We start from the raw sequence: 23,527 nt of genomic DNA on the forward strand, positions 1-23,527 counted from the left end.
GTGTCAGAACCGGGCCTCGCTTTTCCAGTCTCATGGACAGGCCCTAATCCGCAGTGAGGAATAGCATGAAGCGCATCTGGCGTATGGCAGGTGTTGGTTTGCTGGTGGTCAGTGTCGGCACGCAGGTAGTGGCCGATGAGCGCGATAACTCACCGAATCAGGGGCAGCGGCCGCAGGGAGGTGGTGGGCAGCATGAGCGCGGTTCTGAAGGCGGGCGGCCAGAAAATAATCCGCCGCGCCCCGAGAACAATCAGCCACGTCCGCAGAATCAGCATTTTGAACGTGGCGGCCCTGACGGCGGCGGTCAATGGCAAAGCCGTCCGCAAAACAATGAGCAGCCTCGGCCGGCGCCGCAGCCCCAGCCGGCGAACAACCTGCCGATCCAGGGCCGGCCCGATACCGTGCGCCAGACCCAGGAACCGCGCCAGGGCTACTACCGCGACATTCCCCGGCGCAACGACGACAACCGACACTGGGAGGCGGGCGGACCCGGTTCGCGCCCCGGCTACAACGGCCATCCCAACGATAACCGCTGGCCAGGCCGTCCCGACGGCCACGGCAATGGCTGGGGCCCGGGCCCGCAGTATCGCCCCGGCTATATCGTCGACCGCTTCCCGGAGCGTAATTACCGTGTGCCCTATCGTGGCCAGGATTACTTTTTCTCGGGCGGCTACTGGTATCGCCCGCAAGGCCCGCGCTATGTCGTCGTAGCACCGCCGTATGGCATCCGCGTGCATTACTTGCCGGACTATGCCCGGGAAGTATGGGTGGGCGGCTCGCTGTTGTTCCTCGCCGCCGGCGCTTACTACGCCTACGAAGAAAGCACCCAGCAGTACGTGGTGGTGCAACCACCGGCGGCTGTGCCCACGCCGCCGCCCGCGCCCCAGGGCAACGGTTATGACGTGGTGGCGTACCCCGCCAACGGCCAGTCACCGGCCCAGGTGCAGCAGGACGGCAATGACTGTTATCGCTGGGCGGTGCAGCAAAGCGGCTTCGACCCCCAGCAAGTCACCTACGCCCCCGACCCGGCCGTGGTGCGCACCTACCGCCAGGCCCAAGGCAACTGCCTGAGCAGCCGCGGCTATCAGGTGCAGTACTAGGCCTTATTGCCCGTGACCACTTCCCGTGGGTCGGCGTGCACCAGCACTTCGGCGCGCGGGTAGGCTTGGTGGATGGCATCGGCGGCTCTGTCGCTGATGCCGTGGGCGACGGACAGCGTCAATTCCCCCGGCAACTCCAGGTGCAATTGCACAAACCAATGGTTGCCTGACACGCGCGTGCGCAAGTCATGGGCACCCAATACCCCCGGTACGCCACGGGCCAGTTCCAGCATGTGCTGGCTCACGTCCGGCGGCAGCTCCTCATCCATCAGCACCGCAAAGCTTTCGCGGGCGATCTGGATCGCGCTCCACAAGATGTAGCCGGCGATGCCCAGGCCGAACCAGGCGTCCACCTGATGGTAGCCAAGCCCCGCCAACACCAGTGCCACCAGAATGCTGCCGTTGAGCATCAGGTCCGAGCGGTAGTGCAGCGAGTCGGCGCGCACGGCATTGGAGCCGGTTTCACGGACCACCCGGTGTTGCAGCATCAACAACGCGACGGTCAGTATCAGAGAGAAGACGATCACGCCGATGCTCAACCACGGCGCGCCCACCGGTTCCGGGTGTTGCAGGCGCCCGTAGGCCTGGAACGCGATCAGCACCGCGCTGCCGCCGATAAACAACGCCTGGGCCATGCCCGACAGCGACTCAGCCTTGCCATGCCCATAGCGGTGGTCGTCGTCGGCCGGACGCAGCGCGTAATGCACCGCCACCAGGTTCAGCAGCGAGGTCACGCCGTCCAGCAGTGAGTCGGTCAGCCCGGCGAGCATGCTCACCGAGCCGCTGAACCACCAGGCGATGGCCTTGGTGACGATCAGCACACAGGCCACGCCTACCGACGCGCGGGTGGCCAGGCGCAAAAGCCTGGCGTGTTCGGCACTGCTGGTCATAAACGGTCCTTAGGCGGCGGGCTGCAGGCCCAAGGCCGCGAGTTGCTGCACGCTGCCCTTGAACTGGATCATGCGCGGATCGTCCAGCGGCAAGGTACGGCCGGTTTCTTTCTGGATGATGCTTTGCAGCTTGGCGTTGTCGACCTTGCCGTCGGCGCCAATGGCTTCGTGGAGTTTTTCCGGGGCGACCTGGGCGGTCTTGCCCGGTTCGAAGTAAATGGCGCCGGTGGCGAAGTCCACGCCAAAGGCGATCAGGCCGGGGATCACGTAGAACAAAAGGCCGATGGCGTCGAGCGCAGCGATGGCCGGGTCGATCTTGCCGTCGATCTGGCCGCGGCGGTCGGGGTAGAAGATCGAGCCGCAGGCGGTGAGTTGGCTCAGCAGGGTGACGGCGAGGACACCGCCGATGACACGGGAAGCAGTACGCATAAAATTCTCCTGAACTCGTTTGAAAGGTGACTATAAGCCAGATCTACCAGGCGACGATCATCCAATGTGGGAGCGGGCTTGCTCGCGAATGCGGTGTATCAGCTACAGATTCGTCAACTGACAGACAGCATTCGCGAGCAAGCCCGCTCCCACATTCAACCGCATTCCTCTGTAGGGTCAGGTTGTGTCTTTAAGACCATCATCGGCATCCGGCAGTTCGCCGTTATACTCGCCGCTCTGCTTTGGAGCCAGTATGAATTCGTTGCCGATTGATGAAGTTTTACCTGCCCTGCGTGACGCTTTGGCCAACCGCCATGAAGCCGTGCTGGAAGCGCCGCCCGGCGCCGGTAAAACCACCCGCGTGCCCCTGGCTTTATTGAACGAGCCCTGGCTGGCCGGGCAGACCATCCTGATGCTCGAACCCCGGCGCCTGGCCGCCCGCGCCGCAGCGGAGCGATTGGCCAGCGAATTGGGCGAAAAGGTCGGTGAAACCGTCGGTTATCGCATCCGCCTGGACAGCAAGGTCGGCCCCAACACCCGCATCGAAGTGGTCACCGAAGGCATTCTTACGCGCCGCCTGCAGGATGACCCGGCGCTGGACGGCGTGGGTCTGCTGATCTTTGACGAGTACCACGAACGCAGCCTCGATGCCGACCTGGCGCTGGCCCTGAGCCTGAACGGTCGCGATCTGTTTCGTGATGAGCAGCCGCTGAAAATCCTGCTGATGTCCGCCACCCTGGAAGGCGAGCGCCTCTCCGGTTTGCTGGACAACGCGCCGATCCTGCGCAGCGAAGGGCGCATGTTCCCGGTGCGGATGCGCTGGGGGCGGCCGTACCAAGCTGGGGAATTTATCGAGCCGCGGGTGGTGCAGACCATCCTTGAAGCGCTGCATGATGAAACCGGTAGCGTGCTGGTTTTCCTACCGGGCCAGGCGGAAATTCGCCGGGTCAATCAGCAACTGGCCGACGCTCTGGGTAACCGCCCGGATGTGCTGCTGTGCCCGTTGCATGGCGAGCTGGACCTCAATGCCCAACGCGCCGCCATCGACGCCGCGCCCGCCGGTAAACGCAAAGTGGTGCTGGCCACCAACATCGCCGAGACCAGCCTGACCATCAACGGCGTGCGCGTGGTGATCGATGCCGGCTTGGCGCGTGTGCCGCGTTTCGACCCGGGCAGCGGCATGACCCGCCTCGATACCCAGCGCATTTCCCGCGCCAGCGCCACCCAGCGCGCCGGCCGGGCAGGGCGCCTGGAGCCGGGCGTGTGCTATCGCTTGTGGTCCGAAGACCAGCACGAAGGCCTGGCCGCTTATGGCAGTGCCGAAATTCTCGCGGCAGATCTAGCCGGCCTGGCCTTGCAGTTGGCGCGCTGGGGCGTCACGCCCATGCAGTTGGTGTGGCTGGATCTGCCGCCGGCCGCTGCATATGCCCAGGCCGAGGATTTGCTGGTGCGCCTGGGCGCATTGAAGGAAGACAAGCTGACCGCCCATGGGCAGAAGATGGCCGAGTTGCCGGCCCATCCGCGCATCGCCCATTTGTTGTTGCGCGGGCAGGACCTGGGGTTGGCGGCGATGGCGTGCGAGGTCGCCGCGCTGTTGGGTGAGCGCGATATCCTGCGCGGCGGCGGCGCGGACCTGCACAGCCGCCTGGCGCTGCTGTCCGGCGAAGAACGTGCGCGCGGTACTCAAGGCGGCGTACAGCGCGCCAAGCAACTGGCCCGGCAATATCGCGGCTACCTGAGAGGCCAGGCCACGCAACCGGTTGGCGACCCCGATCACCCGCGCTGGCTCGGCGCTTTGCTTGCCCTGGCGTACCCGGACCGCGTCGCCCAGCAACGCCGCCCCGGTGGTGCCGAATACCGCCTGGCCAACGGTCGCGCCGCGCTGTTCGCCGAGGCGGACAGCCTGATGAAGCAAGCCTGGCTGGTCATCGCCGACCTGGGCAGCCGCCAGGGCCAGCGTGAAGAGCGCATTTACCTGGCGGCGGAGTTTGATCCGGCATTGTTCGATACGGTACTCGCCGAACAAGTGCGCACTGTCGACCAGTTGGACTGGGATGAACGCGAAGGCGTACTGCGCGCCGAGCGCCAGCGCAAGGTCGGCGAATTGGTGCTCAGCCGCGAACCGCTGACTGGCCTCGACGAGGCCGCGCGCAGCCAGGCGCTGGTCAACCTGGTGCGCCGCAAAGGCCTGGAACTGCTGCCGTGGACCCCCGAGCTGCGCCAATGGCAGGCCCGCGTCATGCTGCTACGGCACCTCGACGCCGGCAAAACCAGCGAATGGCCCGACTTCAGCGACAGCGCCTTGCTCGCCAGCCTCGAACACTGGTTGATGCCTTACCTGGGCAAAGTCTCGCGCCTGAGTCATTTCGCCAATCTGGATATCTCCAGCTTCCTGCACAACCTGCTGCCCTGGCCTTTGCCCCAACGTCTCGACGAACTGGCGCCGCAGCATGTGAAAGTGCCGTCTGGCTCGTCGGTGCGCCTGGACTACAGCGAACAGCCGCCGATTCTGGCGGTGCGTTTGCAGGAGCTGTTCGGGCTGGCGGATACGCCACGCATCGCGGGCGGGCGTCAGGTGGTCAAGCTGCACCTGCTGTCCCCGGCACGGCGGCCGGTGCAGGTGACGCAAGACCTGGCGAACTTCTGGCGCAGTACCTACGCCGAGGTAAAGAAGGATTTGAAGGGGCGGTACCCCAAGCATTACTGGCCGGATGATCCGTTGATCGCCGAGCCCACTGCGCGGATCAAACCGCGCAAGTAGCCGCGACAGAGGTCAAATGTGGGAGCTGGCTTGCCTGCGATGATATCGCTGCGGTGTAACTGACAAACCGCGTCGTCTGCATCGCAGGCAAGCCAGCTCCCACATGGGTTTTGTGGTGTGGGTTATTGCGCGGCCGGCAACAGAAACCGCGCAATCACCGGCAGATGATTTGAAATGCGCAGCGTATCTTCCTGTCGCACCTTCGCCTCCACCCGCTTGATTCGCGGGCTGTAGAACAGGTAATCAAGCGTGCGATCCGGCCCGTCCACGCTCGGGTCGTTGGGGAAGTGGGTCAGCCATTTTTCACGGTCAATCCCGCTGGATTGGCTGTTGCTCGGGATCATCGGGTATTTGTCCCACAGCAGATGCAGTTCGCTGTCCGGTGAGTACTGCCCGCGTTTGCCGGCGTCCAGACGCAGGAATTGGCCCAGGGGCAGCAGGTTGAAATCCCCGCCGATCAGCCAGGGCGTGCCACGGCTTTCGAATTTATCCAACAGCTTGACCGTGGTTTTGACCTGCTCCTGTACCGCGCTGCGCCCAGGGCCATCGCCGTCCAGCCGCGTGTTAAGCACCGCCAGTTGGCCACCGTCGCTCAGCGGCAGGTAGGTCAGCAGCAGGGCCGGCTTGGGCTGGAACTGGCGGCTCAGGATATTGGCTTCGGGCGCCGGCAATTGCAGGCGTTCGGCGTGTTCGATCTGGTAGCGGCTCAGGGTTGCCAGTTTGCGGCCGACGCTGCCGAAGATGTGCAGGTCTGGCACGAAGTCGGCTTTCCAGTCGAAGGCTTGTGCGCTGCACGGGTAAAGATCGACCAGGCGTTCCTGCAGCAGTGCGAACTGGTCCTGGTAGTGGGAGGGCTTGGCGTTTTCGTCGAGTTCCTGCAACAGCAGGATGTCCGGTTGTTCGTCGCGAATCACCCGCGCCACTTCGTCAAGGCTGGCGGCCATGTCCTCGACCGTCGGGCGGTCGTCGGGGCCGCTGCCGTCGGCGGTGTCATACCAGAACACATAGTTCTTGCCGGCCAGGTATTGCACGTTCCAGGTCATGACCTTGAGCGCCTGGCCCGGCAACAGCGTCGGCGCACGGGGCGCGACGCAGCTCACCGGCAGGGTTTCCTTGGCTTCGGGGCGCCAGGTCGCGCTATAGATCAGGGTCGCGAGCAGGCCTGCGATGATCAACAGGCCCAGCAAGGTGATGCGCAATAAACGGGTCATCGGCTCGGCTTATAGCGTTTCAGGAGTGGGGCGGAGCATATCACCGCGCGTCGGCATCGCCACCGATCAACATGAATAAACGGAACAGCACCACGCTGGTGAACAGTTGCAAAAAGCTGTGAGCGCTGTCGAGCAACAACCCGACCAGCGGCGCAGGCGTCGGATACGCCGCCACGCTGGCGCCCTTGAGCAACCACAGCGGCGTCATCACGCACAGCAGGCACACCAGGATCCGCCAGAAATGCCCACGGGTCAGGCGAAAGCTTTCCTTCATCGCCTCCAGTGCCGGCATCCCGCGCAGTACCAACAGGTACTCGGCGAAGGCCAGCACCACCATCAGCCACAGGCCCGGCAGGAAATACAGCGACAGCCCCAGCAGAATCAGCAGCGTGCTCATAGCCGTCAGCAGGGCGAAGCGCGGCCACAGGGTCAGGGCCCTGGCCCACACGTCCTGGGTGCGCGGCGACTCGCCACGGGTGCGGGCGTCGAGAAACAGGATCAGGGCACCGGTGTACAGCGGGTACACCAGCAACCCCACCACCACGCTGTATCCGGCAAACGCATCCGGGCCGACGACGTGGTTGAGCACCTGTTGCAGCAGGGCTTCGAAGATCACCAACGGCAAACACAACTGGACGATAGCGCCCAGGTTGTGCCGAGTGAAACGCAAGGAGTCACGCAATACGTCTAACGGATTCATCAAGTTCATCGCAGGCCTGAGAGCAAGGGCGACACTTTAACCGATCAGCACCGACGATGAGCAAACGTAAACCTTGAGTAAAGACCATTGAAACAACTCGTAACACCCCCATAACTGGAACGGCGCCTGATACCAGGCGAAACCACGATTTCCAACGGCAATCTAACGAGGTCGCCATGAACAGCGAAGAGCAAACCCTGATCGATGGACTGTTTTCACGGTTGCAACAAGCCGAAACGGACTCAGCCCCCCGCGACGCCCAGGCCGAAGCGCGGATCAAGGAGCACATGACTCGCCAACCGGCCGCCGGGTACTACATGACCCAGTCGATTCTGGTGCAGGAACACGCGCTCAAAAGTCTCGACGCGCAGAACAAGCAACAGGCGCAGCAGATCCAGCAATTGCAGGATGAGCTGCAACGGGCCAAAGCCACGCAGCCTGCCGCTTCGGGTGGCGGTGGCTTCTTGTCGAGCATCTTTGGCGGTGGCGGTTCGCGTGAACCGCAACCGGCCCAAAACGCACCGGCATCGTCGAACAGTGGCTGGCGTGAACCGGCGCGGCCTGCGTTTGGCCAGCCTGCGCCGCAGCAGAACTATCAACAGCCGCCACAACAAGCTGCCGCCGCAGCGCCAATAGGCGGCGGCTTCCTCGGCGGCGCGATGAAAACCGCTGCAGGCGTGGCCGGTGGTGTTTTGCTGGCCGAAGGCATCAGCAGTTTGTTCCACCACAACCAGCAGCCGCAGGTGGTGGAGGAAATCATCGAGCAACCGGCACCGGCCAGCGACACAGGCGGCTGGGGCAATGACGACCAGAAATTCGCCGGCAATGACAGCTGGGGCAGCAACAATTCGGACAGCTTCGCAGACAGCGATTATTCCGACGACTCCTCCTCTTTCGGCGACGATGATTCCTTCGTCTGACCCTCCCGGATCGGGGCGCAACGTCGCCCCGGTCTGATTTTTCCCGGAAACATCCTCGTGGCTGGCATACTTGCACCCTTTCCGGGCCCTGGCGCCTGGCTGTCATGGGGAAGTGCGGTGAAGAAAATTGCAGTGTTCGCCGATGTGCAAAACCTCTACTACACCGTTCGCCAGGCCTATGGCTGCCACTTCAACTACGCCGCCCTGTGGGCTGATATCAGCGCGCGCGGGCAAATCGTCGAGGCGTACGCGTATGCCATCGACCGTGGCGACAGCAAGCAGCAGCAATTCCAGCAGATCCTGCGCAACCTGGGCTTCACGGTAAAACTCAAGCCGTACATCCAGCGCAGCGACGGCTCGGCCAAAGGCGACTGGGACGTGGGCATCACCCTCGACATCATGGACGCCGCCGACCACGTCGACGAAATCGTATTGGCCTCCGGCGACGGCGACTTCGACATGCTGCTCGATCGCGTCATCCACAAGCACGGCGTTGAAGCCGTGGCCTACGGCGTACCGGGGCTGACGGCCAACTCGCTGATACGCGCCGCCAGCCGCTACGTGCCGATCGAAGGCGCGTTGTTGCTCAAATAAATGCTTAAACGGAGTTGAAACAGGTTTGGAACGTATAGCGGTCATCGACTTTGAAACCACCGGCATCACCCCGAGCAGCCACTGCCGAGCCACGGAAATCGGCGTAGTCATCCTTGAGCGTGGGCAAATCGTGGACCGCTACCAGAGCCTGATGAATGCCGGCGTGCGCGTCCCCGGTTTCATCGAGCAGCTCACCGGTATCAGTAACGCCATGCTGCGCAACGCGCCGCCGGCGGAGCGGGTGATGAACGAAGTCAATGAATTCGTCGGCACCACGCCGTTGATGGCGCACAACGCCGCGTTCGACCAGAAGTTCTGGGACTTTGAGCTGGGCCTGATCCGCCGAACCCGTCTGCAGAAGTTCGCCTGTTCCTTATTACTGGCGCGACGGTTGATGCCTTCGGCGCCCAACCACAAGCTCGGCACGTTGAACGCGTTCGCGCAACTGCCCCACACCGGCAAGGCTCACCGGGCGCTGGCGGATGCGGAGATGGCGGCGAACCTCACGGCGCACCTGGCCAAGGAACTGCGTGGGACTCACGGGTTGCGTGAACTGTCCCATGAGTTGCTGTGCAGTTTGCAGAAAGTGCCGGCGGCGAAGATCAACGAGCACCTGAAGAAACATCGCGGGTTCTGAGCCTTCGGCAATCCCAAAAACACTGAAGATCCAACTGTGGGAGCGGGCTTGCTCGCGAAAGCGCAGTGTCAGTCAACACATGCATAGCTGACCCACCGCATTCGCGAGCAAGCCCGCTCCCACAGGGGGTATGCGGCGCTCATCGCGGCTGTGTGCAGCCCAACGCCTGGTCCACCACAACCTTCGCCATCTCCACCAAATGCATCACCGCCCGCTGCTGCACGTTCATCGCTTCAGCGGGTGAATGCGCCGTCTCGACCGCGCACTGCAGCAGATCGGCCGCATGGGCGAGGGCGTCTTCGAGGCTCAGGTTGTCGTTCAGAATAAAGGCGGGCGCATCCGGGGCGGACGCTTTGAGGTAGTAGTCGATGGCGCGGCGGTTGAGCAGGGCGTCTTCGCTGAGGAAACGGGGTGGATCGGGGGTGACTTTGACCATGGTGTAACTCCTCTTGTAAAGCAGGAGCTGCGTCTATTCGCTTGCACGCGATTAGGGTGGCAGCGGCACGCGGGTGTGCAAGACCGGGACAAAAGGCAAACCCAGCAGATCCGAAGATCTCCCGCGCACAGCTGCCATAACAGATCAGGCCTGGTCGCAATGACTGGGCGCTGATTTGCGGAGCATCTGTAAAGCCTATGTTTGATCGGACTTGCACGTCCGGTCACCGAACATTCGATGACGGAGCGAGACTAGCTACCCAATCCGACGGAAACAAGGCCGTGAGATTCTCTCGGAAACGTCCCTCAAATGAAAGAGATCGGTCTTGCTGGCCATTGAAACCTCAGCTTTTTATGGGGGCTTTTATCTGCTTTCTGAATCGTCAGTAGGCTTAGCCCTGCTGCCTCGTCGGACCTTTCTGAATTTTCTCTTCATCCGCCTATCGCCCTTTGCTGCCCCCTACCATCCCGCTGTCATTTGCTTACAGGGACTATGTCATGCAGGAAAGCGATCTTCACACAGCAATCATGCGAAGCCAGTTTGAGCTTCAACGCAACGGCATCGATTTTGGCTCACCTTCAAGCATGGCCTTTCATTTAGGAAACACGATGACAAGCTGCCCGGCAGTCATGGTCTTGCCTAATTCGCCAAGCCTTAACAACGGAGGTAGTTACCAAGTCCTTAGACCCATACATGCCGACTCTCAGGCCCCGAGTACGACTATCGATGACCTCTGGAAATGCACGCAGGAACACTACGGGTTGACGGCAGCAACACTTATTACCGGCGCGACAGGCATACCGATCAGCAAAATAGCCGTGGATACTTGGGTTCACGTTGGCTCCAGCAGGACGACCAACCTGGCGAGCCTTATCGGAATGCGCTTCTTCCCCCGTACGTTGATCAGGCAGCCGACAGCGGCCAGGATCGCGAAAGCAACGTTTGGCACGGTGCGAGTTTTTGGCATTATCGGCCGAGGTATTCCCTTTGTTGCAGCGGGTTTGGCTGTCTTTGATCTAATCAGTATTGGCAAGTGTGCTTATGAGGCAAGAAATGGAAGGTAGTCTGACCAGAGCGGAAATCAGCGAGAAGGTCATTCAACTGTTTGTCGATGTCATCGGTTTCATCGACCGAAGCCAGGTGACTGAGCAAACGGATTTCATCCATGACTTCAAGATCATCGATGACGATTTGACCTGCTTCGTCATGCAGATCAAATGGCAATTCAAGCTGCGAGCGACTCAGGAAGATTGGGACCACATCACGACCATCCAGCAAATTGTCGATTTGATCGTTCAGCGCTCAACTCTTCGTTGAGGCCACTGACGCCATCGCAGGCAAGCCAGCCCCCACAGGTGAACGTATTCGTCTCAGGCAACTAGGTCTACTGTGGGAGCTGGCTTGCCTGCGATAGCGGTAGATCAGCTAGCACTTTTCCCATTCCCCTCCAACTGCCCCAACGGCACCCGCCGTTCTATCGCACTCGACAAGATGATCGAAGTCTTGCTGAACCCAAACTTCGCGATCCGATTGATCAAGTCTTCCAGCTCCGGCATCGAGCCCACCGCCGCCTGCATGATCACGCACGGATCGCCCGTCACCCGGTGGCATTCGGTCAGTTCGGGAATCTCGGCCAGGGCGTCGTATACCTTTTGGCTGCCATGATTGGTCAACCTCAGCTCAATCACGCACTGAATCGGCAAACCCACCTTGGATAAGTCCACCTTGGCCTGATACCCGGTGATCACGCCGCTGGCCTCCAGCTTGGCCACGCGTTCGGCCACGGCGGGGGCGGAGAGGTTTACCGTGCGGGCCAGTTGCGCGTAGGAAGCGCGGCCGTCTTCGAGCAGGGCGCTGAGGAGCATGCGGTCGTATTTGTCCATGATAAGGCTCCGGTTGCGCTTGGCTTTCGAAAGCATGGTTTATAGCCTCCACAACCATGCTTTGAAAAGTGTATGGGCGGTTTAAACAGGTTTTGTAACTTATGTTTATTCCCCTTCGTTTCTAGAATAGGCCTCCCATCTACTGCCAAAGAGCCACCCAATGCCTGGCCCACGTCGCTTTCCCTTACCGTTGATCGCCGCCTTTTTTGCGTTGTATGTAATCTGGGGTTCCACCTACCTGGTGATTCGTATCGGCGTGGAGTACTGGCCGCCGCTGTTGTTGGCGGGGATCCGGTTTTGCACGGCAGGCGCGTTGATGTACGGCTACCTGAGGTGGCGCGGTGTGCCGGCGCCGACCTGGTCGCAATGGAAGGCGGCGGGAATGATCGGTATTTTGCTGCTCACCTTCGGCAATGGCGGCGTGAGCGTGGCGGAACACACGGGCGTGTCGTCCGGCGTGGCGGCGCTGGCGGTGGCGACGGTGCCGCTGTTTACCTTGTTATGCGGGTATTTCTGGGGCGCGCGCAATACTCGCCTGGAATGGGCCGGGGTGATCCTGGGGATTATCGGCATCGCCATGCTCAACATGGGCAGCACCCTGCAATCGAGCCCGATGGGCGCGGCGTTGTTGTTGTTTGCGGCGGCATCCTGGGCGTTCGGTTCGGTGTGGAGCCGGCACTTGCCGTTGCCCCAGGGCGCCATGGCCAGCGCGGCGGAAATGCTGGTGGCCGGTGTGGCGCTGTTGATTGGCAGCGCGGCGTCCGGCGAGCACCTGCAGGCCATGCCGCCGCTGGAAGGCTGGCTGGCGCTGGCCTATCTGACGGTGTTCGGATCGATCATTGCGTTCAATGCCTACATGTACCTGCTCAAGCACGTACGCCCGGCGGCGGCGACCAGCTATGCCTACGTCAACCCCGCAGTAGCCGTGTTGCTGGGGATCGTGTTCGTCGGCGAGACCATTGGGTTGGAAGAAGCCTTGGCCATGCTGGTGATCATCAGCGCCGTGCTGTTGATCAGCCTGCCCCAATGGCGAAAGCCAAAACCGGAAATAAGGTAAACTGCCGCGCAATTGCGACGTGCGCTGAACTTTTCCTACGGTAAACACATGACTTTCGCCACCCTTGGCCTGATCGAACCCTTGCTGCGCGCCCTTGAGACGCTTGGCTACCAGACCCCGACGCCGGTGCAGGCGCAGGCCATCCCCGCGGTGCTGGCCGGTCGCGACCTGATGGCCGCGGCCCAGACCGGCACTGGCAAGACCGCCGGCTTCGCCGTGCCGCTCCTGCAACTGCTGACCCTGGAAGGGCCGAAAGTCGCCGCCAATTCGGCGCGCGCGCTGATCCTGTGCCCGACCCGCGAGCTGGCCGAGCAGGTTCATGCCAGTGTCGCCGAGTACGCGCAAAACCTGCCGCTGACCACCTACGCGGTGTACGGCGGCGTGAGCATCAACCCGCAGATGATGAAGCTGCGCAAGGGCGTCGACATCCTGGTCGCCACGCCTGGCCGCCTGATCGACCTGTTCCGCCAGAACGCCTTGAAGCTCAATCAGCTGCAAACCCTGGTGCTGGATGAAGCCGACCGCATGCTCGACCTGGGCTTTTCCGAGGAGCTGGCGAACATCTACCGCATGCTGCCGAAAAAGCGCCAGACCTTGCTGTTCTCCGCGACCTTTTCCGATGAGATCCGCCTGCTGGCCGGGCAGATGCTCAACGACCCGCTGACCATCGAAGTCAGCCCGCGCAACGTCGCCGCCAACACCGTGAAGCAGTGGGTGGTGCCGGTGGACAAGAAGCGCAAGGCGGAGCTGTTTGTGCACCTGATGCGCAAAGGCCGTTGGAAGCAGGTGCTGGTGTTCGCCAAGACCCGTAACGGCGTGGACGCGCTGGTGGATAAGTTGCAGGGCCTGGGCATCAATGCCGACGGCATTCACGGCGACAAACCGCAAGCCACGCGCCAGCGTGCGCTGGACCGGTTCAAATCCAGTGACGTGCAGATCCTGGTGGCCACCGATGTGGCCGCGCGCGGGCTGGACATCGAAGACCTGCCGCTGGTGGTCAATTTCGACCTGCCGATCGTGGCGGAAGACTATATCCACCGTATCGGGCGTACCGGGCGTGCGGGCAATACCGGTGAAGCGATTTCCCTGGTGTGCGCCGATGAGGTGAACATGCTGTCGGCCATCGAGATGCTCACGCGTCAGACCTTGGCCCGGCACATGGAGCAGGATTTCGAACCGGAGCACCGCGTGCCGGACACCGATGCCAGCGGGCAGGTGGTGAAGAAACCGAAAAAGCCGAAGAAGCCTAAATCGTCGGGGGGCGGCGGTAAGCGCAACCTGGGCAAGTGGGTGGACAGCGGGGAGGTGGCGCCGGCGGAGCCTTCGATCAAGCCGGTGCGCAAGGTGCCTGTCTTTAACACTGGGCCGCGCAAGAAGAAGTAAGATTTTCGGCGCTGCTGATGGCCTCTTCGCGAGCAAGCCCGCTCCCACATTTGACTGCATTCCAACGTTGGAACTCGGTCAAATTTGGGAGCGGGCTTGCTCGCGAAGGCGGCTTTGAATCCACCGCAAGACTTAGTGCTTAAGCCATTCCAACAGGCCAAGCCCAGCCGCCCTGCCACTGGCAAAACACCCGGTCAGCAAATATCCCCCGGTCGGCGCTTCCCAATCGAGCATCTCCCCCGCACAAAACACCCCCGGCAGTTGCTTGAGCATCAGCCGTTCATCCAGCGCTTCAAACGGCACACCGCCCGCCGTGCTGATGGCTTCATCAATCGGCCGCGTTTTCACCAGCGTCAGCGGCAACGCCTTGATATCCACCGCCAACTGCGCCGGATCGTTGAAGTGCTCAGCCGGCGTGACCTCACGCAATAACGCGGCCTTGACCCCGTCCAGCCCCAACTGGCTGTGCAGATGTTTGCTCATCGAGCGCGAGCCACGGGGTTTGGCGAGTGCCGCCTGCACCTTGTCCAGCGGCTTGCTCGGCAGCAAATCGATATGCACCGTGGCGGCGCCGTCGCGATTGATCGCCTCACGGATCGGCGCCGACAGCGCGTAGATCAGGCTGCCCTCGATGCCGGTGGCGGTGATCACGCATTCGCCCAGTCGTGGTTTGTCATCCCCCAACCCGATGGCGACGTTTTTCAACGGCGCGCCGGCGAATTTGCTGATCATCAGGTCGCTCCAGGCCGAGACCTCGAAGCCACAGTTGCTCGGCTGCAAACGCACGTAAGGCACACCTTTGCCTTCGAACACGTTGAGCCAGGCCCCATCGGAGCCCAGGCGCGACCAGCTTCCGCCGCCGAGGGCCAGCAGCACGGCGTCGCTGTGGACAACGTGTTCGCCTGTCGGGCTGTGGATAAGTAAATCGCCTTGGGCATTCCAGCCGGTCCAGCGATGCCGGGTGTGGATAACCACGCCCTGGTCGCGCAGGCGCTTGAGCCAGGCGCGCAGCAGCGGTGCGGCTTTCATGTCGGTAGGAAAGACTCGGCCGGAGGTGCCGACGAAGGTTTGAATGCCCAAACCATGGATCCATTCGCACAACGCCTCGGCACCAAACCCTCGCAGCAACGGCGCCATCTGCGCTGCGCGCTCGGCGTAGCGCGACACAAACGCCGGGTACGCTTCGGAGTGGGTGATGTTCATGCCGCCCACCCCGGCCAGCAGGAATTTGCGCCCGACCGAAGGCATGCCGTCGTACAGGTCCACGCGCACCCCGGCCTGGCTCAAGACTTCGGCGGCCATCAGCCCGGCTGGGCCGCCGCCGATAACGGTGACGCGGTGAGGTTGGGTCTGAGGCATGGGCAGGGCTACGGCGCTGTGAATAGGCCGAACATTCTACCGGACAGAGCGGCGCCTGCCTGATCAAAAAATGTACACTTTCCTACAAGCCTTGCTGCGGCGTGTTCTTAGCCGCTTACGCTCAAGTTATCCACAGGCCGTTCCACAGCCATTGTGGGTAACGCCCACACCTCAATGACAACCTGATGACGTCCATACCCGTTGTGCGCTGTGGTGCAGAATGCCATGGCGGCGCGCCAGGGCCGGGCGGTCCTTGCTGTAGCCGCCGCCGATCACGCCCATCACCGGAATGTCGCGGCCCAGGCAGTGGCGCATCACGCTTTCGTCGCGTTCGGCGACGCCTTGGTCTGTCAGCTTGAGGTAGCCGAGAGCGTCGTCTTTATGCACATCGACGCCGGCGTCATACAGCACCAGATCAGGTTGATAGAGCGGCAACAGGTAGTTGAGCGCGTCGTCCACCACCTTGAGGTAATCGGCATCGCCCATGCCCATGGGCAACGGAATGTCCCAGTCGCTCTGGGCCTTGCGCGCGGGGAAGTTCTTTTCGCAGTGCAGCGACACGGTGATGGCGTCCGGTGTGTCGTGGAGGATGCGCGCGGTGCCGTCGCCCTGGTGCACGTCGCAGTCGAAGATCAGCACGCGGTTGACCCGGCCGCTGGCCAGCAGGTAATGGCTGATCACGGCCAGGTCATTGAAGATGCAAAAGCCCGCCGGATAGTCGTAGTGCGCGTGGTGAGTGCCGCCCGCCAGGTGGCACGCCAGGCCGTGCTCCAGCGCCTGTTCCGCCGCCAGGATGGAACCGCCCACCGCCCGCACGGTGCGGCGCGCCAGGGCCTCGTTCCAGGGCAGGCCGAGGCGCCGTTGGTCTTCGCGGGACAACTCGCCGCCCATGTAGCGTTCGATATACCCAGCGTCATGGGCAAGCGCCAGAATCTCGGGCGGGCACAGGTCTGGGCGCAGCAACTGGCTGTCTTCGGTCAGGCCGCTGTCCACCAGGTGGTCGCGCAACAGGCGGAACTTGTCCATGGGGAAGCGATGGTCCGCCGGGAACTCAGGGCTGTAGTCATCGTGGTAGATCAAAGGCAAGGGCATGGGATTTTCTGACGGGAACCTGCGACGGATCTTACCAGCGCTGTACACTCACGCACATGGCAAGGAGAGGGGCCCCATGGAGCCGATACTGCAATTGGAAAGCGCACGCCTGGTGCTGCGCCAATGGCGCGACAGCGACTTGCCGGACTTTGCGCGCATGTGCGCGGACCCGCAGGTGATGCGCTATTTCCCGGCCAAATTGAGCCACCTGGAAAGCGCCGCGTTGATCGGCCGTATTCGCGGCCACTTCGCCGAATACGGCTTTGGTTTTTGGGCCTTGCAGCGCAAGGACACCGGCGAATTCATCGGTTTGACCGGGCTGCAGAACGTCAGCTTTGAAGCCGGCTTCACGCCTGCGGTGGAAATCGGCTGGCGCCTGGCCCGTGAGCATTGGGGCCTGGGTTACGCCAGCGAGGCCGCCTGGACCGCACTGCGCTGTGGGTTCGACCGCCTACAGTTGGATGAAATGATTGCATTCACCACCGAAGCCAATCTGCCATCACAAAAAGTCATGCAGGCCATCGGTATGCATTACGATCCGCTGGCAGATTTCGAACACCCCAAGGTCGCAGCCGATGACCCGCTGCGCCATCACGTTTTGTACCGCATCACCCGCGCCCAATGGTTGGACACGCTGCACGGATAAGCAGCGCGGAATGCCCCGTAGATTGTAGGAGTTGCTCTATGAGCCAAGTATTGGAAGATCTGGTGGACTTGCTGACCCTGGAACCGATCGAGGAAAACCTCTTTCGCGGCCGCAGCCAGGACCTGGGCTTTCGTCAACTGTTCGGCGGCCAGGTGCTCGGCCAGTCGCTGTCGGCGGCCAGTCAGACCGTGGAAGAAGCGCGGCACGTGCACTCTCTGCACGGTTATTTCCTGCGTCCGGGTGACGCGGCGTTGCCGGTGGTGTACTCGGTGGACCGGGTGCGCGACGGTGGCAGTTTCAGCACCCGCCGCGTGACGGCGATCCAGAAGGGTCACCCGATCTTCACCTGCAGCGCCTCGTTCCAGTACGACGAAAAAGGTTTCGAGCACCAGACCACCATGCCCGTGGTGGTCGGCCCGGAAAACCTGCCGTCGGAACTGGAGTTGACCAAGCAGCGCGCGCACCTGATCCCCGAGCACATGCGTGACAAGTTGCTGTGTCCCAAGCCGATCGAAGTGCGCCCGGTCACCGAAAAAGATCCGTTCAACCCGCAGCCGTCCGATCCGGTCAAGTACGTGTGGTTTCGGGCCGACGGCGCCCTGGCCGACGCGCCGGCGCTGCACAAGTACTTGCTGGCCTACGCTTCGGATTTCGGCCTGCTGACCACGTCCTTGCTGCCCCATGGCAAGACCGTGTGGCAAAAAGATATGCAAGTGGCCAGTCTGGACCACGCGCTGTGGTTCCACGCCGACCTGCGTGCCGATGACTGGCTGCTTTACGCCATGGACAGCCCATGGGCCGGCAATTCCCGGGGTTTCTCCCGTGGCAGCGTGTACAACCGCGCCGGGCAACTGGTGGCTTCGGTGACCCAGGAAGGCTTGGTCCGCCATCGCAAGGACTGGGCATGAGCCTGAGCGCGGTCAAGCATTGGGTGTTCGACATGGACGGCACCCTCACGGTGGCCGTGCATGATTTTGCCGCCATTCGCGTGGCCCTTGAGATTGCGCCCGAGGACGACATCCTCACACACCTGGCCGCGTTGCCGGCGGATGTCGCGGCGGCCAAGCATGCCTGGTTGCTGGAGCACGAGCGTGAGCTGGCGCTGGGTTCGGTCGCGGCGCGAGGCGCGGTTGAGCTGGTTCGCGAGCTGGCCGGGCGCGGGTATCGCTTGGGCATCCTGACGCGCAACGCGCGGGAGTTGGCGCATGTCACGTTGCAGGCGATCGGCCTGGCTGACTGCTTTGCCATCGACGATGTGCTGGGGCGTGAGGATGCGCCTCCCAAACCCGACCCCGGCGGTTTGCTGAAACTGGCGGCGGCCTGGGACGTGGCGCCGAGCGAGATGGTGATGGTGGGGGATTACCGCTTCGACCTGGATTGCGGCCGGGCAGCGGGGGCGCGGACGGTGTTGGTCAACCTGCCGGAAAACCCGTGGCCGGAATTGGTGGATTGGCATGCCGAGGATTGTGCGCAATTGCGCCGGATGATCCAGCCCAGGCAATGAAGAACCAATGTGGGAGCGGGCTTGCTCACTACACACGGTCATCGCAGGCAAGCCAGCTCCCACAGGGTGATTGGGTTTCTTCAGGGGCTATTGAGGAAACAGTACTTTCTGCCCCTCCTGCGATGTAAACATCTTATCCCCGTCATGTCCCACGCCCGATACCTCCACCAGCCTGTGGCTCAACTGCGGATGCCGCAGCTTCAAGGCGTCAAAATAGTTATGCCCTCGAATCAACCGATAAGCGCCCTGGGTCTCGGCTTCGCAGCCTTTGTCGAGCGCCGGGTGGTTGGGGTCGGTGTCCCGCTGCCCCAGCAGATACGTGATATCCCGTGACACATAAGCCTGTTCCAACTGCTGGGGCCCGCGGCCCTCGGCGTAGGCTGGCAACGTCTGCATGCCGTACTTCCAATCGTTGAAGCTCGGGCAATCGGCCACGGCGAATTCTACAGGGCGTTGTGGGTTGAAGTAGGCATAGGACGAAGGGTTGGCCACTACATAACGCAGGCTGATGCCTTCGCTGTGCAGGGCAGGGTGGTCGTGACCCATGAGGGCGAAACGTTGCACCACCTGGCCGCCGCCGGAATGACCCGCCACCACGATTTCCTTGAGCGCCGGGAATAAGCTGCGGTTGCCCAGGTGCTTGATGATCTGGTCCAGGGCGCCGAAGGAGCTGATATGGCCGGGCCCCGTCGATGCCTCGCCGGCCATCCAGTCGTTGCCGTTCCAGCGCAACACCTGGTTACCCAAGTGGTTGCGCTTGATGTCGGCGTCGTTGAGAAACTGCGGCGCAATCACCAGCGTGGTGCCGCCAACCTTCGCGTGCGCAGCCGCAGCCTCACCGCTTTGCAGATAGGTCTGCGCGTTACGCAGGCGGCCATGCACGATGATCAGCACGCGGGTGACGTTCGGCAGCGGCTGGCGCCAGTCCTGGCTCATGCCCAGGCTGAGGTCGCCGGCCTGCAGGTGAAAGCGATCGGGGCTGACCACCTTCACGCCATGCTCGGCCGCCAGGGTGGGACACGCCAATAACACCGCCAGCAGCCATCCCCATCGTGTTTTCATTTAAAGGCTCTTGGCGGCAAAGGTGTCGCATTGCGAGATCTGGCCCTGGGCAAAGCCGGTCTTGAACCAGCGCACCCGCTGCGCGGAGGTGCCATGGGTAAACGAGTCCGGTACCACGCGGCCCTGACCCTGTTGCTGCAAACGGTCGTCGCCAATGGCGTTGGCCGCATTCAGGGCCTCCTCGATGTCGCCGGGTTCCAGCCAGTTCAAGCGCTTCTGCGCGCGGTTGGCCCACACCCCGGCGAAGCAGTCGGCTTGCAGTTCCTGGCGTACCAACAGCCCGCCGTCACCTTCCATCTGCCGGCCCTGTTGGCGCGCGGCCTGGATCTTCGACGAAATGCCGAGCAGCGTCTGCACGTGGTGCCCGACTTCGTGAGCGATCACGTAGGCCTGGGCAAAGTCGCCGGCGGCCTGGAAGCGTTGCGACATTTCCCGGAAGAACTCCAGGTCCAGGTACACCTGCTGGTCAGCCGGGCAGTAGAACGGGCCGCTGGCCGAGGTAGCGCCGCCGCAGGCGGAATTCACCCGGCCACGGAACAGGACCAATTTGGGGTTCTTGTAGGCCAACCCGTTTTCCTGGAACACCTGGCCCCAGGTGTCTTCGGTATCGCCCAGCACGGCGCGCACGAAATCAGCCTGCTCATCGTTGGCCGGCGGCGCCTGGCGCGACTGTGTGCTCACCGAAGGCGCCTGTTCCATCTGCCCGGTCAGTTGGCCGAGGATCTGCATCGGGTCCTGGCCGGTCAGCCAGCCGATGCCGACGATCAGCACAATGGCCGTGAGGCTCAGGCCCTTGCCGCCACCGAAGCGCATGCCGCCACCGCCGCCGCCATCGCGGGCATCCACCACGTTGTCGCTGCGTCGGCCTTTTTTCCATAGCATGTGGGCAATCCTCTGGGTGATGACAGTATTTGAGTATGGCTGTAATTAGCGGCAGTAGCCTTCGCCGGTATCGACAATCAGGCAGTCCTTCTTGTCGGCCAGCCATTTCAGCCCGGTGGCTTCACCGTCGCCGGCACGCAAGAGCTGCGGGCCGTCCGGGCGATTGAAGGCGATGCCGTCCTCGGCGGCCTCACCCTTGAAAGTGCCCGAGTCGTCGGCATCGAGGCCGTATTGCATGGTGAGCAGGTAGTGACCGCGGCCGACGCTGTCGTCCTTGGCGATGGTCAGGTAGAGGCCTTCGACGCCGATCCATTTACCGACCCATTTGTCGGTGGGCGGGGTTTCCGGCACCAGGGTGGCCTGCACGGAAGCCGGCGCGGGTTTAGGCGCGTCCTTGGCTTCTTGATTGCACGCGGAGAGCAGGGCAAGGGCAGACAAGGCGAAGAGTATTTTTTTCATAGTGGCAGGGCCTTGGTTAAAAAATGTACAGCACGGAGATCAATGTGCAGCGTTGGACTCGAATCCCGTGATTTAGTGCGCTGTTCGCACGGTGTTTGGTTATGCTCTTGGGGCAGACTCTGGCCCAACTGCTAGATTATCGGGTTGAACGCCATCGCGCTTCCCACACGAGGATTCAATGACACTCAGCACCCCCCTTTCCGGCGTCAACCATCCTTTCAAAGGCATTTTGCTGATTGTGCTGGCGACATTTCTGTTCTCCAGCCACGACGCGTTGTCCAAATACCTGGCCGGGTTCTATCCGATCGTGATGGTGGTGTGGGCACGTTACCTGGTGCATACCCTGTTGATGGCGGGCATTTTCCTGCCGCAATCAGGCCTGCGCGTACTGCGCAGCAAACGGCCTGGCATGCAGGTGGTGCGGGCGTTGTGCCTGTTGGGCACCAGCCTGTTTTTCACGGCGGCGCTGCATTACATCCCGTTGGCCGAAGCCACGGCGGTGAACTTCCTCGCGCCGATCCTGGTGACAGCGCTCTCTGTGCCGCTGCTCGGCGAGCACGTGACGCGTGGCCAATGGCTGGCGGTGATCTGCGGGTTTGTCGGCGTGGTGATCATCATCCACCCCGGCGGCGAATTGTTTACCCCGGCGGTGCTGCTGCCGCTGTGTTCTGCGACGTTTTTCTGCTTCTACCAATTGCTCACGCGCATCCTGAGCAAATTCGACACGCCGACCACCAGCAATTTCTTCGCCGGGCTGTGCAATACCCTGGTGATGAGTGCGATGGTGCCGTTCTTCTGGCAGGTGCCAACCCTTTGGCACGGCGTGTTGATGCTGGCGCTGGGCACGTGCGGGATGACCGCGCACTTGATGCTGACCCAGGCCTTCCGCTTCGCAGCGCCGGCGTTGCTGGCGCCGTTCGGCTATTGCCAGATCGTGTTCGCCGGCTTGCTTGGCTGGCTGGTGTTCAGTCATACCCCCGACATGACCACCGTGGTCGGCATCGGGGTGATCTGCATGAGCGGGTTGGCCGCTGCCTGGCAGCAGCGGCGCAGGTAGATCAGGCGTCTACGGCGGGAATCCTGCGCGGCGCCATGAAGTACATCCAGGTCAGCGCAATGAAGTACATCGCCGGGATCAGGGTGAACAACACGGTGTAGTTGTTGTGGGTCACCGTCAGGATGTGACCGACGATCTGGGTCATGAACATGCCGCCGATGGCCGCGCACATGCCGCCGAAACCGAACACCGTGCTCATCATGTGCTTGGGCGTGTAGTCCATCACCAGGCTCCAGATGTTGGCGGTCCAGGCCTGGTGCGCGCCAATCGCCAGAGAGATGGCAAACACCGCGACCCACAGCTGGCTGGAGCCGGCGGCCATGATCACACCGACGATGCAGCAGGCAAACAGCAGCATCGACAGCAGCCGCGCCTTGATTGAGTTCATCCCGCGACCGATCAGAAATGAAGAGAGAATCCCGCCCCCCACGCTGCCGAAGTCCGCAGTCAGGTAGATGATGATCAGCGGGATACCCATCTGGGTCACGTTAATGCCCAGGTTGTATTGCTGGTTCAGGAACGGCGGCAGCCAATACAGGTAGAACCAGAACACCGGTGCGGTCAGCGCGTAGGCAACGGCGAACGCCCAGGTACCACGCATGCGCAGGATGCGGCTGAACGGTACGCCAGGTTGTTCCGGCTCAACCTGCTGTTGCACGTAATCCAATTCGGATTGTTTAACCGTCGGATGCTCTTCGGGGTTGTAGTACTTCAACCCCCAGAACACCAGCCAGATCGCGCCGAGCGATGCCATGCACAGGAACGCCGCTTGCCAGCCCCACACGTGCAGGATCAAGGGCAACAGCATCGGCGTCATCATTGCGCCGACGTTGGTGCCGGCGTTGAAGATACCGGTGGCCACCGCACGTTCACCCGCCGGGAACCACAGACGTGTGGTTTTGACGCACGCCGGGTAGTTGGCCGCTTCGGTCAGCCCGAGGATGAAACGACACACCATAAAGCCCACCGCCGACGTGGCCAGGCCGTGGGCGCCGGTCGCCAGGCTCCACAGCAATACGGCGCAGAAGAACACGCGTTTCACGCCCACCCGGTCGATCAAGCGGCCTTGCAGCACAAAGCCGATGGCGTAGCCGACCTGGAACCAGAAGTTGATGTTGGCGTAGTCCATCGCCGTCCAGCTCATTTCCTTGGCCAGGATCGGTTGCATCACGCCCAGTGCGGCGCGGTCGATGTAGTTCAGGGTGGTGGCGAAAAACACCAGGGCCAGCATGCCCCAGCGCGTTTTACCCACGGCCAGGGCGCCGCGGATCTTGTCGCCGATGCCGGCGTGCGGGTTGCCTGGGCGATCGGCCAGGACGGAGTTTTGCAGAGGCATGAGGTCGTACCCGTTTTTTGAAATTTTTATGGTGTGTTTTGGGTCTTCTTTGCGTGATCGATGGTGCGCAGTGGCTAAAAAATCGTCAATTCGCCAAACCGGCATAGTGTTCGATAATCGCACTAAAAA

At 62.2% G+C, this 23,527-nt stretch carries 25 protein-coding genes; 13 read left to right on the forward strand and 12 right to left on the reverse strand.

From position 1 onward, the window contains the following. The first annotated feature begins 65 nt into the window (after positions 1–65). Complete coding sequence (locus H0Z09_RS13295; RefSeq protein WP_186691021.1) at positions 66–1,100, forward strand: DUF6515 family protein; 1,035 nt, start codon at positions 66–68, stop codon at positions 1,098–1,100. Here the strand turns inward: H0Z09_RS13295 and H0Z09_RS13300 are convergent. Together H0Z09_RS13300 and H0Z09_RS13305 are read right to left on the reverse strand one after the other, a co-directional pair. Next, entirely contained in the window at positions 1,097–1,990 is an 894-nt protein-coding gene (locus H0Z09_RS13300; protein ID WP_186691022.1) for a cation diffusion facilitator family transporter, read from the reverse strand. The two genes, H0Z09_RS13295 and H0Z09_RS13300, sit on opposite strands and share 4 nt — an antisense overlap. Positions 1,991–1,999: 9 nt before the next feature. Then, positions 2,000–2,419 carry a polyribonucleotide nucleotidyltransferase gene (locus H0Z09_RS13305; RefSeq protein ID WP_186691023.1) on the reverse strand — a complete coding sequence of 140 codons (420 nt, stop codon included), beginning with the start codon at positions 2,417–2,419 and terminating at the stop codon, positions 2,000–2,002. Positions 2,420–2,672: 253 nt separating this feature from the next. On the opposite strand from H0Z09_RS13305, the gene hrpB reads away from it, so the two are divergent. Further along, positions 2,673–5,180, forward strand: coding sequence for an ATP-dependent helicase HrpB (gene hrpB / locus H0Z09_RS13310; protein ID WP_186691024.1), 2,508 nt, complete (start codon positions 2,673–2,675; stop codon positions 5,178–5,180). A gap of 122 nt (positions 5,181–5,302) precedes the next feature. Here the strand turns inward: hrpB and H0Z09_RS13315 are convergent, their stop codons facing one another. Together H0Z09_RS13315 and H0Z09_RS13320 are read right to left on the reverse strand one after the other, a co-directional pair. Beyond that, positions 5,303–6,391: an endonuclease/exonuclease/phosphatase family protein gene (locus H0Z09_RS13315; RefSeq protein WP_186691025.1), complete on the reverse strand. Its 1,089-nt coding sequence runs from the start codon at positions 6,389–6,391 to the stop codon at positions 5,303–5,305. Positions 6,392–6,431: 40 nt separating this feature from the next. Then, positions 6,432–7,091, reverse strand: a complete 660-nt coding sequence (locus H0Z09_RS13320) for a YciC family protein (RefSeq protein ID WP_076952876.1) — start codon at positions 7,089–7,091, stop codon at positions 6,432–6,434. Positions 7,092–7,267: 176 nt separating this feature from the next. On the opposite strand from H0Z09_RS13320, the gene H0Z09_RS13325 reads away from it, so the two are divergent. The 3 genes from H0Z09_RS13325 to H0Z09_RS13335 all read left to right on the forward strand — a co-directional run bounded on the left by H0Z09_RS13325 (position 7,268) and on the right by H0Z09_RS13335 (position 9,242). Next, the gene (locus H0Z09_RS13325; RefSeq protein ID WP_186691026.1) at positions 7,268–8,011 is read left to right on the forward strand and encodes a DUF2076 domain-containing protein; all 744 of its coding nucleotides are present in this window, start codon (positions 7,268–7,270) and stop codon (positions 8,009–8,011) included. 117 nt (positions 8,012–8,128) lie between these two features. Beyond that, on the forward strand, positions 8,129–8,605 hold the full coding sequence (locus H0Z09_RS13330) for an NYN domain-containing protein (RefSeq protein ID WP_025858209.1): 477 nt from the start codon (positions 8,129–8,131) through the stop codon (positions 8,603–8,605). 25 nt (positions 8,606–8,630) lie between these two features. Continuing rightward, entirely contained in the window at positions 8,631–9,242 is a 612-nt protein-coding gene (locus H0Z09_RS13335; protein WP_169376770.1) for a 3'-5' exonuclease, read from the forward strand. A gap of 139 nt (positions 9,243–9,381) precedes the next feature. Here H0Z09_RS13335 and H0Z09_RS13340 read toward each other — a convergent pair whose 3' ends face one another. Then, entirely contained in the window at positions 9,382–9,678 is a 297-nt protein-coding gene (locus H0Z09_RS13340; RefSeq protein ID WP_186691027.1) for a DUF3077 domain-containing protein, read from the reverse strand. A gap of 497 nt (positions 9,679–10,175) precedes the next feature. Here H0Z09_RS13340 and H0Z09_RS13345 point away from each other — a divergent pair, with 497 nt between their 5' ends. Beyond that, on the forward strand, positions 10,176–10,742 hold the full coding sequence (locus tag H0Z09_RS13345; RefSeq protein ID WP_186691028.1) for a hypothetical protein: 567 nt from the start codon (positions 10,176–10,178) through the stop codon (positions 10,740–10,742). Beyond that, positions 10,732–10,995: an acyl carrier protein gene (locus H0Z09_RS13350; protein WP_186691029.1), complete on the forward strand. Its 264-nt coding sequence runs from the start codon at positions 10,732–10,734 to the stop codon at positions 10,993–10,995. The genes H0Z09_RS13345 and H0Z09_RS13350 overlap by 11 nt, the downstream gene beginning before the upstream one ends. A gap of 104 nt (positions 10,996–11,099) precedes the next feature. Here H0Z09_RS13350 and H0Z09_RS13355 read toward each other — a convergent pair whose 3' ends face one another. Next, on the reverse strand, positions 11,100–11,561 hold the full coding sequence (locus H0Z09_RS13355; protein WP_186691030.1) for an Lrp/AsnC family transcriptional regulator: 462 nt from the start codon (positions 11,559–11,561) through the stop codon (positions 11,100–11,102). 160 nt (positions 11,562–11,721) lie between these two features. On the opposite strand from H0Z09_RS13355, the gene yedA reads away from it, so the two are divergent. Together yedA and H0Z09_RS13365 are read left to right on the forward strand one after the other, a co-directional pair. Further along, positions 11,722–12,618 (forward strand): drug/metabolite exporter YedA, encoded by an 897-nt coding sequence (gene yedA / locus H0Z09_RS13360; RefSeq protein ID WP_186691031.1) that lies wholly within the window; start codon positions 11,722–11,724, stop codon positions 12,616–12,618. Positions 12,619–12,666: 48 nt separating this feature from the next. After that, positions 12,667–14,001, forward strand: a complete 1,335-nt coding sequence (locus tag H0Z09_RS13365) for a DEAD/DEAH box helicase (RefSeq protein ID WP_169376776.1) — start codon at positions 12,667–12,669, stop codon at positions 13,999–14,001. A gap of 132 nt (positions 14,002–14,133) precedes the next feature. On the opposite strand, the gene H0Z09_RS13370 is transcribed toward H0Z09_RS13365, so the two are convergent. Next, on the reverse strand, positions 14,134–15,360 hold the full coding sequence (locus H0Z09_RS13370) for a TIGR03862 family flavoprotein (RefSeq protein ID WP_186691032.1): 1,227 nt from the start codon (positions 15,358–15,360) through the stop codon (positions 14,134–14,136). 171 nt (positions 15,361–15,531) lie between these two features. After that, complete coding sequence (locus tag H0Z09_RS13375) at positions 15,532–16,452, reverse strand: histone deacetylase (RefSeq protein WP_186691033.1); 921 nt, start codon at positions 16,450–16,452, stop codon at positions 15,532–15,534. Positions 16,453–16,528: 76 nt separating this feature from the next. Here H0Z09_RS13375 and H0Z09_RS13380 point away from each other — a divergent pair, with 76 nt between their 5' ends. From H0Z09_RS13380 to H0Z09_RS13390, 3 genes are read left to right on the forward strand one after another with little or no spacing between them, the layout of a single operon-like run. Next, complete coding sequence (locus H0Z09_RS13380; RefSeq protein ID WP_076952700.1) at positions 16,529–17,098, forward strand: GNAT family N-acetyltransferase; 570 nt, start codon at positions 16,529–16,531, stop codon at positions 17,096–17,098. Positions 17,099–17,136: 38 nt separating this feature from the next. Then, positions 17,137–18,006: an acyl-CoA thioesterase II gene (gene tesB, locus H0Z09_RS13385; RefSeq protein WP_076952701.1), complete on the forward strand. Its 870-nt coding sequence runs from the start codon at positions 17,137–17,139 to the stop codon at positions 18,004–18,006. Then, positions 18,003–18,602 (forward strand): HAD family hydrolase, encoded by a 600-nt coding sequence (locus tag H0Z09_RS13390; RefSeq protein WP_186691034.1) that lies wholly within the window; start codon positions 18,003–18,005, stop codon positions 18,600–18,602. Before tesB ends, H0Z09_RS13390 begins: the two co-directional genes overlap by 4 nt. 87 nt (positions 18,603–18,689) lie before the next feature. On the opposite strand, the gene H0Z09_RS13395 is transcribed toward H0Z09_RS13390, so the two are convergent. Genes H0Z09_RS13395 through H0Z09_RS13405 form a run of 3 tightly spaced genes read right to left on the reverse strand, consistent with a single transcriptional unit; the run spans position 18,690 to position 21,005 of the window. After that, complete coding sequence (locus tag H0Z09_RS13395; RefSeq protein ID WP_186691035.1) at positions 18,690–19,664, reverse strand: alpha/beta hydrolase; 975 nt, start codon at positions 19,662–19,664, stop codon at positions 18,690–18,692. Then, positions 19,665–20,546 carry a neutral zinc metallopeptidase gene (locus H0Z09_RS13400; protein WP_076952704.1) on the reverse strand — a complete coding sequence of 294 codons (882 nt, stop codon included), beginning with the start codon at positions 20,544–20,546 and terminating at the stop codon, positions 19,665–19,667. 45 nt (positions 20,547–20,591) lie between these two features. Beyond that, entirely contained in the window at positions 20,592–21,005 is a 414-nt protein-coding gene (locus H0Z09_RS13405) for a lipoprotein (RefSeq protein ID WP_186691036.1), read from the reverse strand. Positions 21,006–21,183: 178 nt separating this feature from the next. On the opposite strand from H0Z09_RS13405, the gene H0Z09_RS13410 reads away from it, so the two are divergent. Further along, positions 21,184–22,062: a DMT family transporter gene (locus tag H0Z09_RS13410; protein WP_076952706.1), complete on the forward strand. Its 879-nt coding sequence runs from the start codon at positions 21,184–21,186 to the stop codon at positions 22,060–22,062. Position 22,063: 1 nt separating this feature from the next. Here H0Z09_RS13410 and H0Z09_RS13415 read toward each other — a convergent pair whose 3' ends face one another. Further along, positions 22,064–23,398 (reverse strand): MFS transporter, encoded by a 1,335-nt coding sequence (locus H0Z09_RS13415; protein ID WP_186691037.1) that lies wholly within the window; start codon positions 23,396–23,398, stop codon positions 22,064–22,066. Positions 23,399–23,527 lie beyond the last annotated feature (129 nt).

Source organism: Pseudomonas sp. SWRI18 (assembly GCF_014268345.1).
Taxonomy (GTDB): Bacteria; Pseudomonadota; Gammaproteobacteria; order Pseudomonadales; family Pseudomonadaceae; genus Aquipseudomonas; species Aquipseudomonas cedrina.

Excerpts from the sequence above, each read along its gene's own strand:
- H0Z09_RS13295 (WP_186691021.1), top strand. The coding sequence starts at position 66 with ATGAAGCGCATCTGGCGTATGGCAGGTGTTGGTTTGCTGGTGGTCAGT.
- H0Z09_RS13300 (WP_186691022.1), bottom strand. The coding sequence starts at position 1,990 with ATGACCAGCAGTGCCGAACACGCCAGGCTTTTGCGCCTGGCCACCCGC.
- H0Z09_RS13305 (WP_186691023.1), bottom strand. The coding sequence starts at position 2,419 with ATGCGTACTGCTTCCCGTGTCATCGGCGGTGTCCTCGCCGTCACCCTG.
- hrpB (WP_186691024.1), top strand. The coding sequence starts at position 2,673 with ATGAATTCGTTGCCGATTGATGAAGTTTTACCTGCCCTGCGTGACGCT.
- H0Z09_RS13315 (WP_186691025.1), bottom strand. The coding sequence starts at position 6,391 with ATGACCCGTTTATTGCGCATCACCTTGCTGGGCCTGTTGATCATCGCA.
- H0Z09_RS13320 (WP_076952876.1), bottom strand. The coding sequence starts at position 7,091 with ATGAATCCGTTAGACGTATTGCGTGACTCCTTGCGTTTCACTCGGCAC.
- H0Z09_RS13325 (WP_186691026.1), top strand. The coding sequence starts at position 7,268 with ATGAACAGCGAAGAGCAAACCCTGATCGATGGACTGTTTTCACGGTTG.
- H0Z09_RS13340 (WP_186691027.1), bottom strand. The coding sequence starts at position 9,678 with ATGGTCAAAGTCACCCCCGATCCACCCCGTTTCCTCAGCGAAGACGCC.
- H0Z09_RS13345 (WP_186691028.1), top strand. The coding sequence starts at position 10,176 with ATGCAGGAAAGCGATCTTCACACAGCAATCATGCGAAGCCAGTTTGAG.
- H0Z09_RS13350 (WP_186691029.1), top strand. The coding sequence starts at position 10,732 with ATGGAAGGTAGTCTGACCAGAGCGGAAATCAGCGAGAAGGTCATTCAA.
- H0Z09_RS13355 (WP_186691030.1), bottom strand. The coding sequence starts at position 11,561 with ATGGACAAATACGACCGCATGCTCCTCAGCGCCCTGCTCGAAGACGGC.
- yedA (WP_186691031.1), top strand. The coding sequence starts at position 11,722 with ATGCCTGGCCCACGTCGCTTTCCCTTACCGTTGATCGCCGCCTTTTTT.
- H0Z09_RS13365 (WP_169376776.1), top strand. The coding sequence starts at position 12,667 with ATGACTTTCGCCACCCTTGGCCTGATCGAACCCTTGCTGCGCGCCCTT.
- H0Z09_RS13370 (WP_186691032.1), bottom strand. The coding sequence starts at position 15,360 with ATGCCTCAGACCCAACCTCACCGCGTCACCGTTATCGGCGGCGGCCCA.
- H0Z09_RS13375 (WP_186691033.1), bottom strand. The coding sequence starts at position 16,452 with ATGCCCTTGCCTTTGATCTACCACGATGACTACAGCCCTGAGTTCCCG.
- H0Z09_RS13380 (WP_076952700.1), top strand. The coding sequence starts at position 16,529 with ATGGAGCCGATACTGCAATTGGAAAGCGCACGCCTGGTGCTGCGCCAA.
- tesB (WP_076952701.1), top strand. The coding sequence starts at position 17,137 with ATGAGCCAAGTATTGGAAGATCTGGTGGACTTGCTGACCCTGGAACCG.
- H0Z09_RS13390 (WP_186691034.1), top strand. The coding sequence starts at position 18,003 with ATGAGCCTGAGCGCGGTCAAGCATTGGGTGTTCGACATGGACGGCACC.
- H0Z09_RS13395 (WP_186691035.1), bottom strand. The coding sequence starts at position 19,664 with ATGAAAACACGATGGGGATGGCTGCTGGCGGTGTTATTGGCGTGTCCC.
- H0Z09_RS13400 (WP_076952704.1), bottom strand. The coding sequence starts at position 20,546 with ATGCTATGGAAAAAAGGCCGACGCAGCGACAACGTGGTGGATGCCCGC.
- H0Z09_RS13405 (WP_186691036.1), bottom strand. The coding sequence starts at position 21,005 with ATGAAAAAAATACTCTTCGCCTTGTCTGCCCTTGCCCTGCTCTCCGCG.
- H0Z09_RS13410 (WP_076952706.1), top strand. The coding sequence starts at position 21,184 with ATGACACTCAGCACCCCCCTTTCCGGCGTCAACCATCCTTTCAAAGGC.
- H0Z09_RS13415 (WP_186691037.1), bottom strand. The coding sequence starts at position 23,398 with ATGCCTCTGCAAAACTCCGTCCTGGCCGATCGCCCAGGCAACCCGCAC.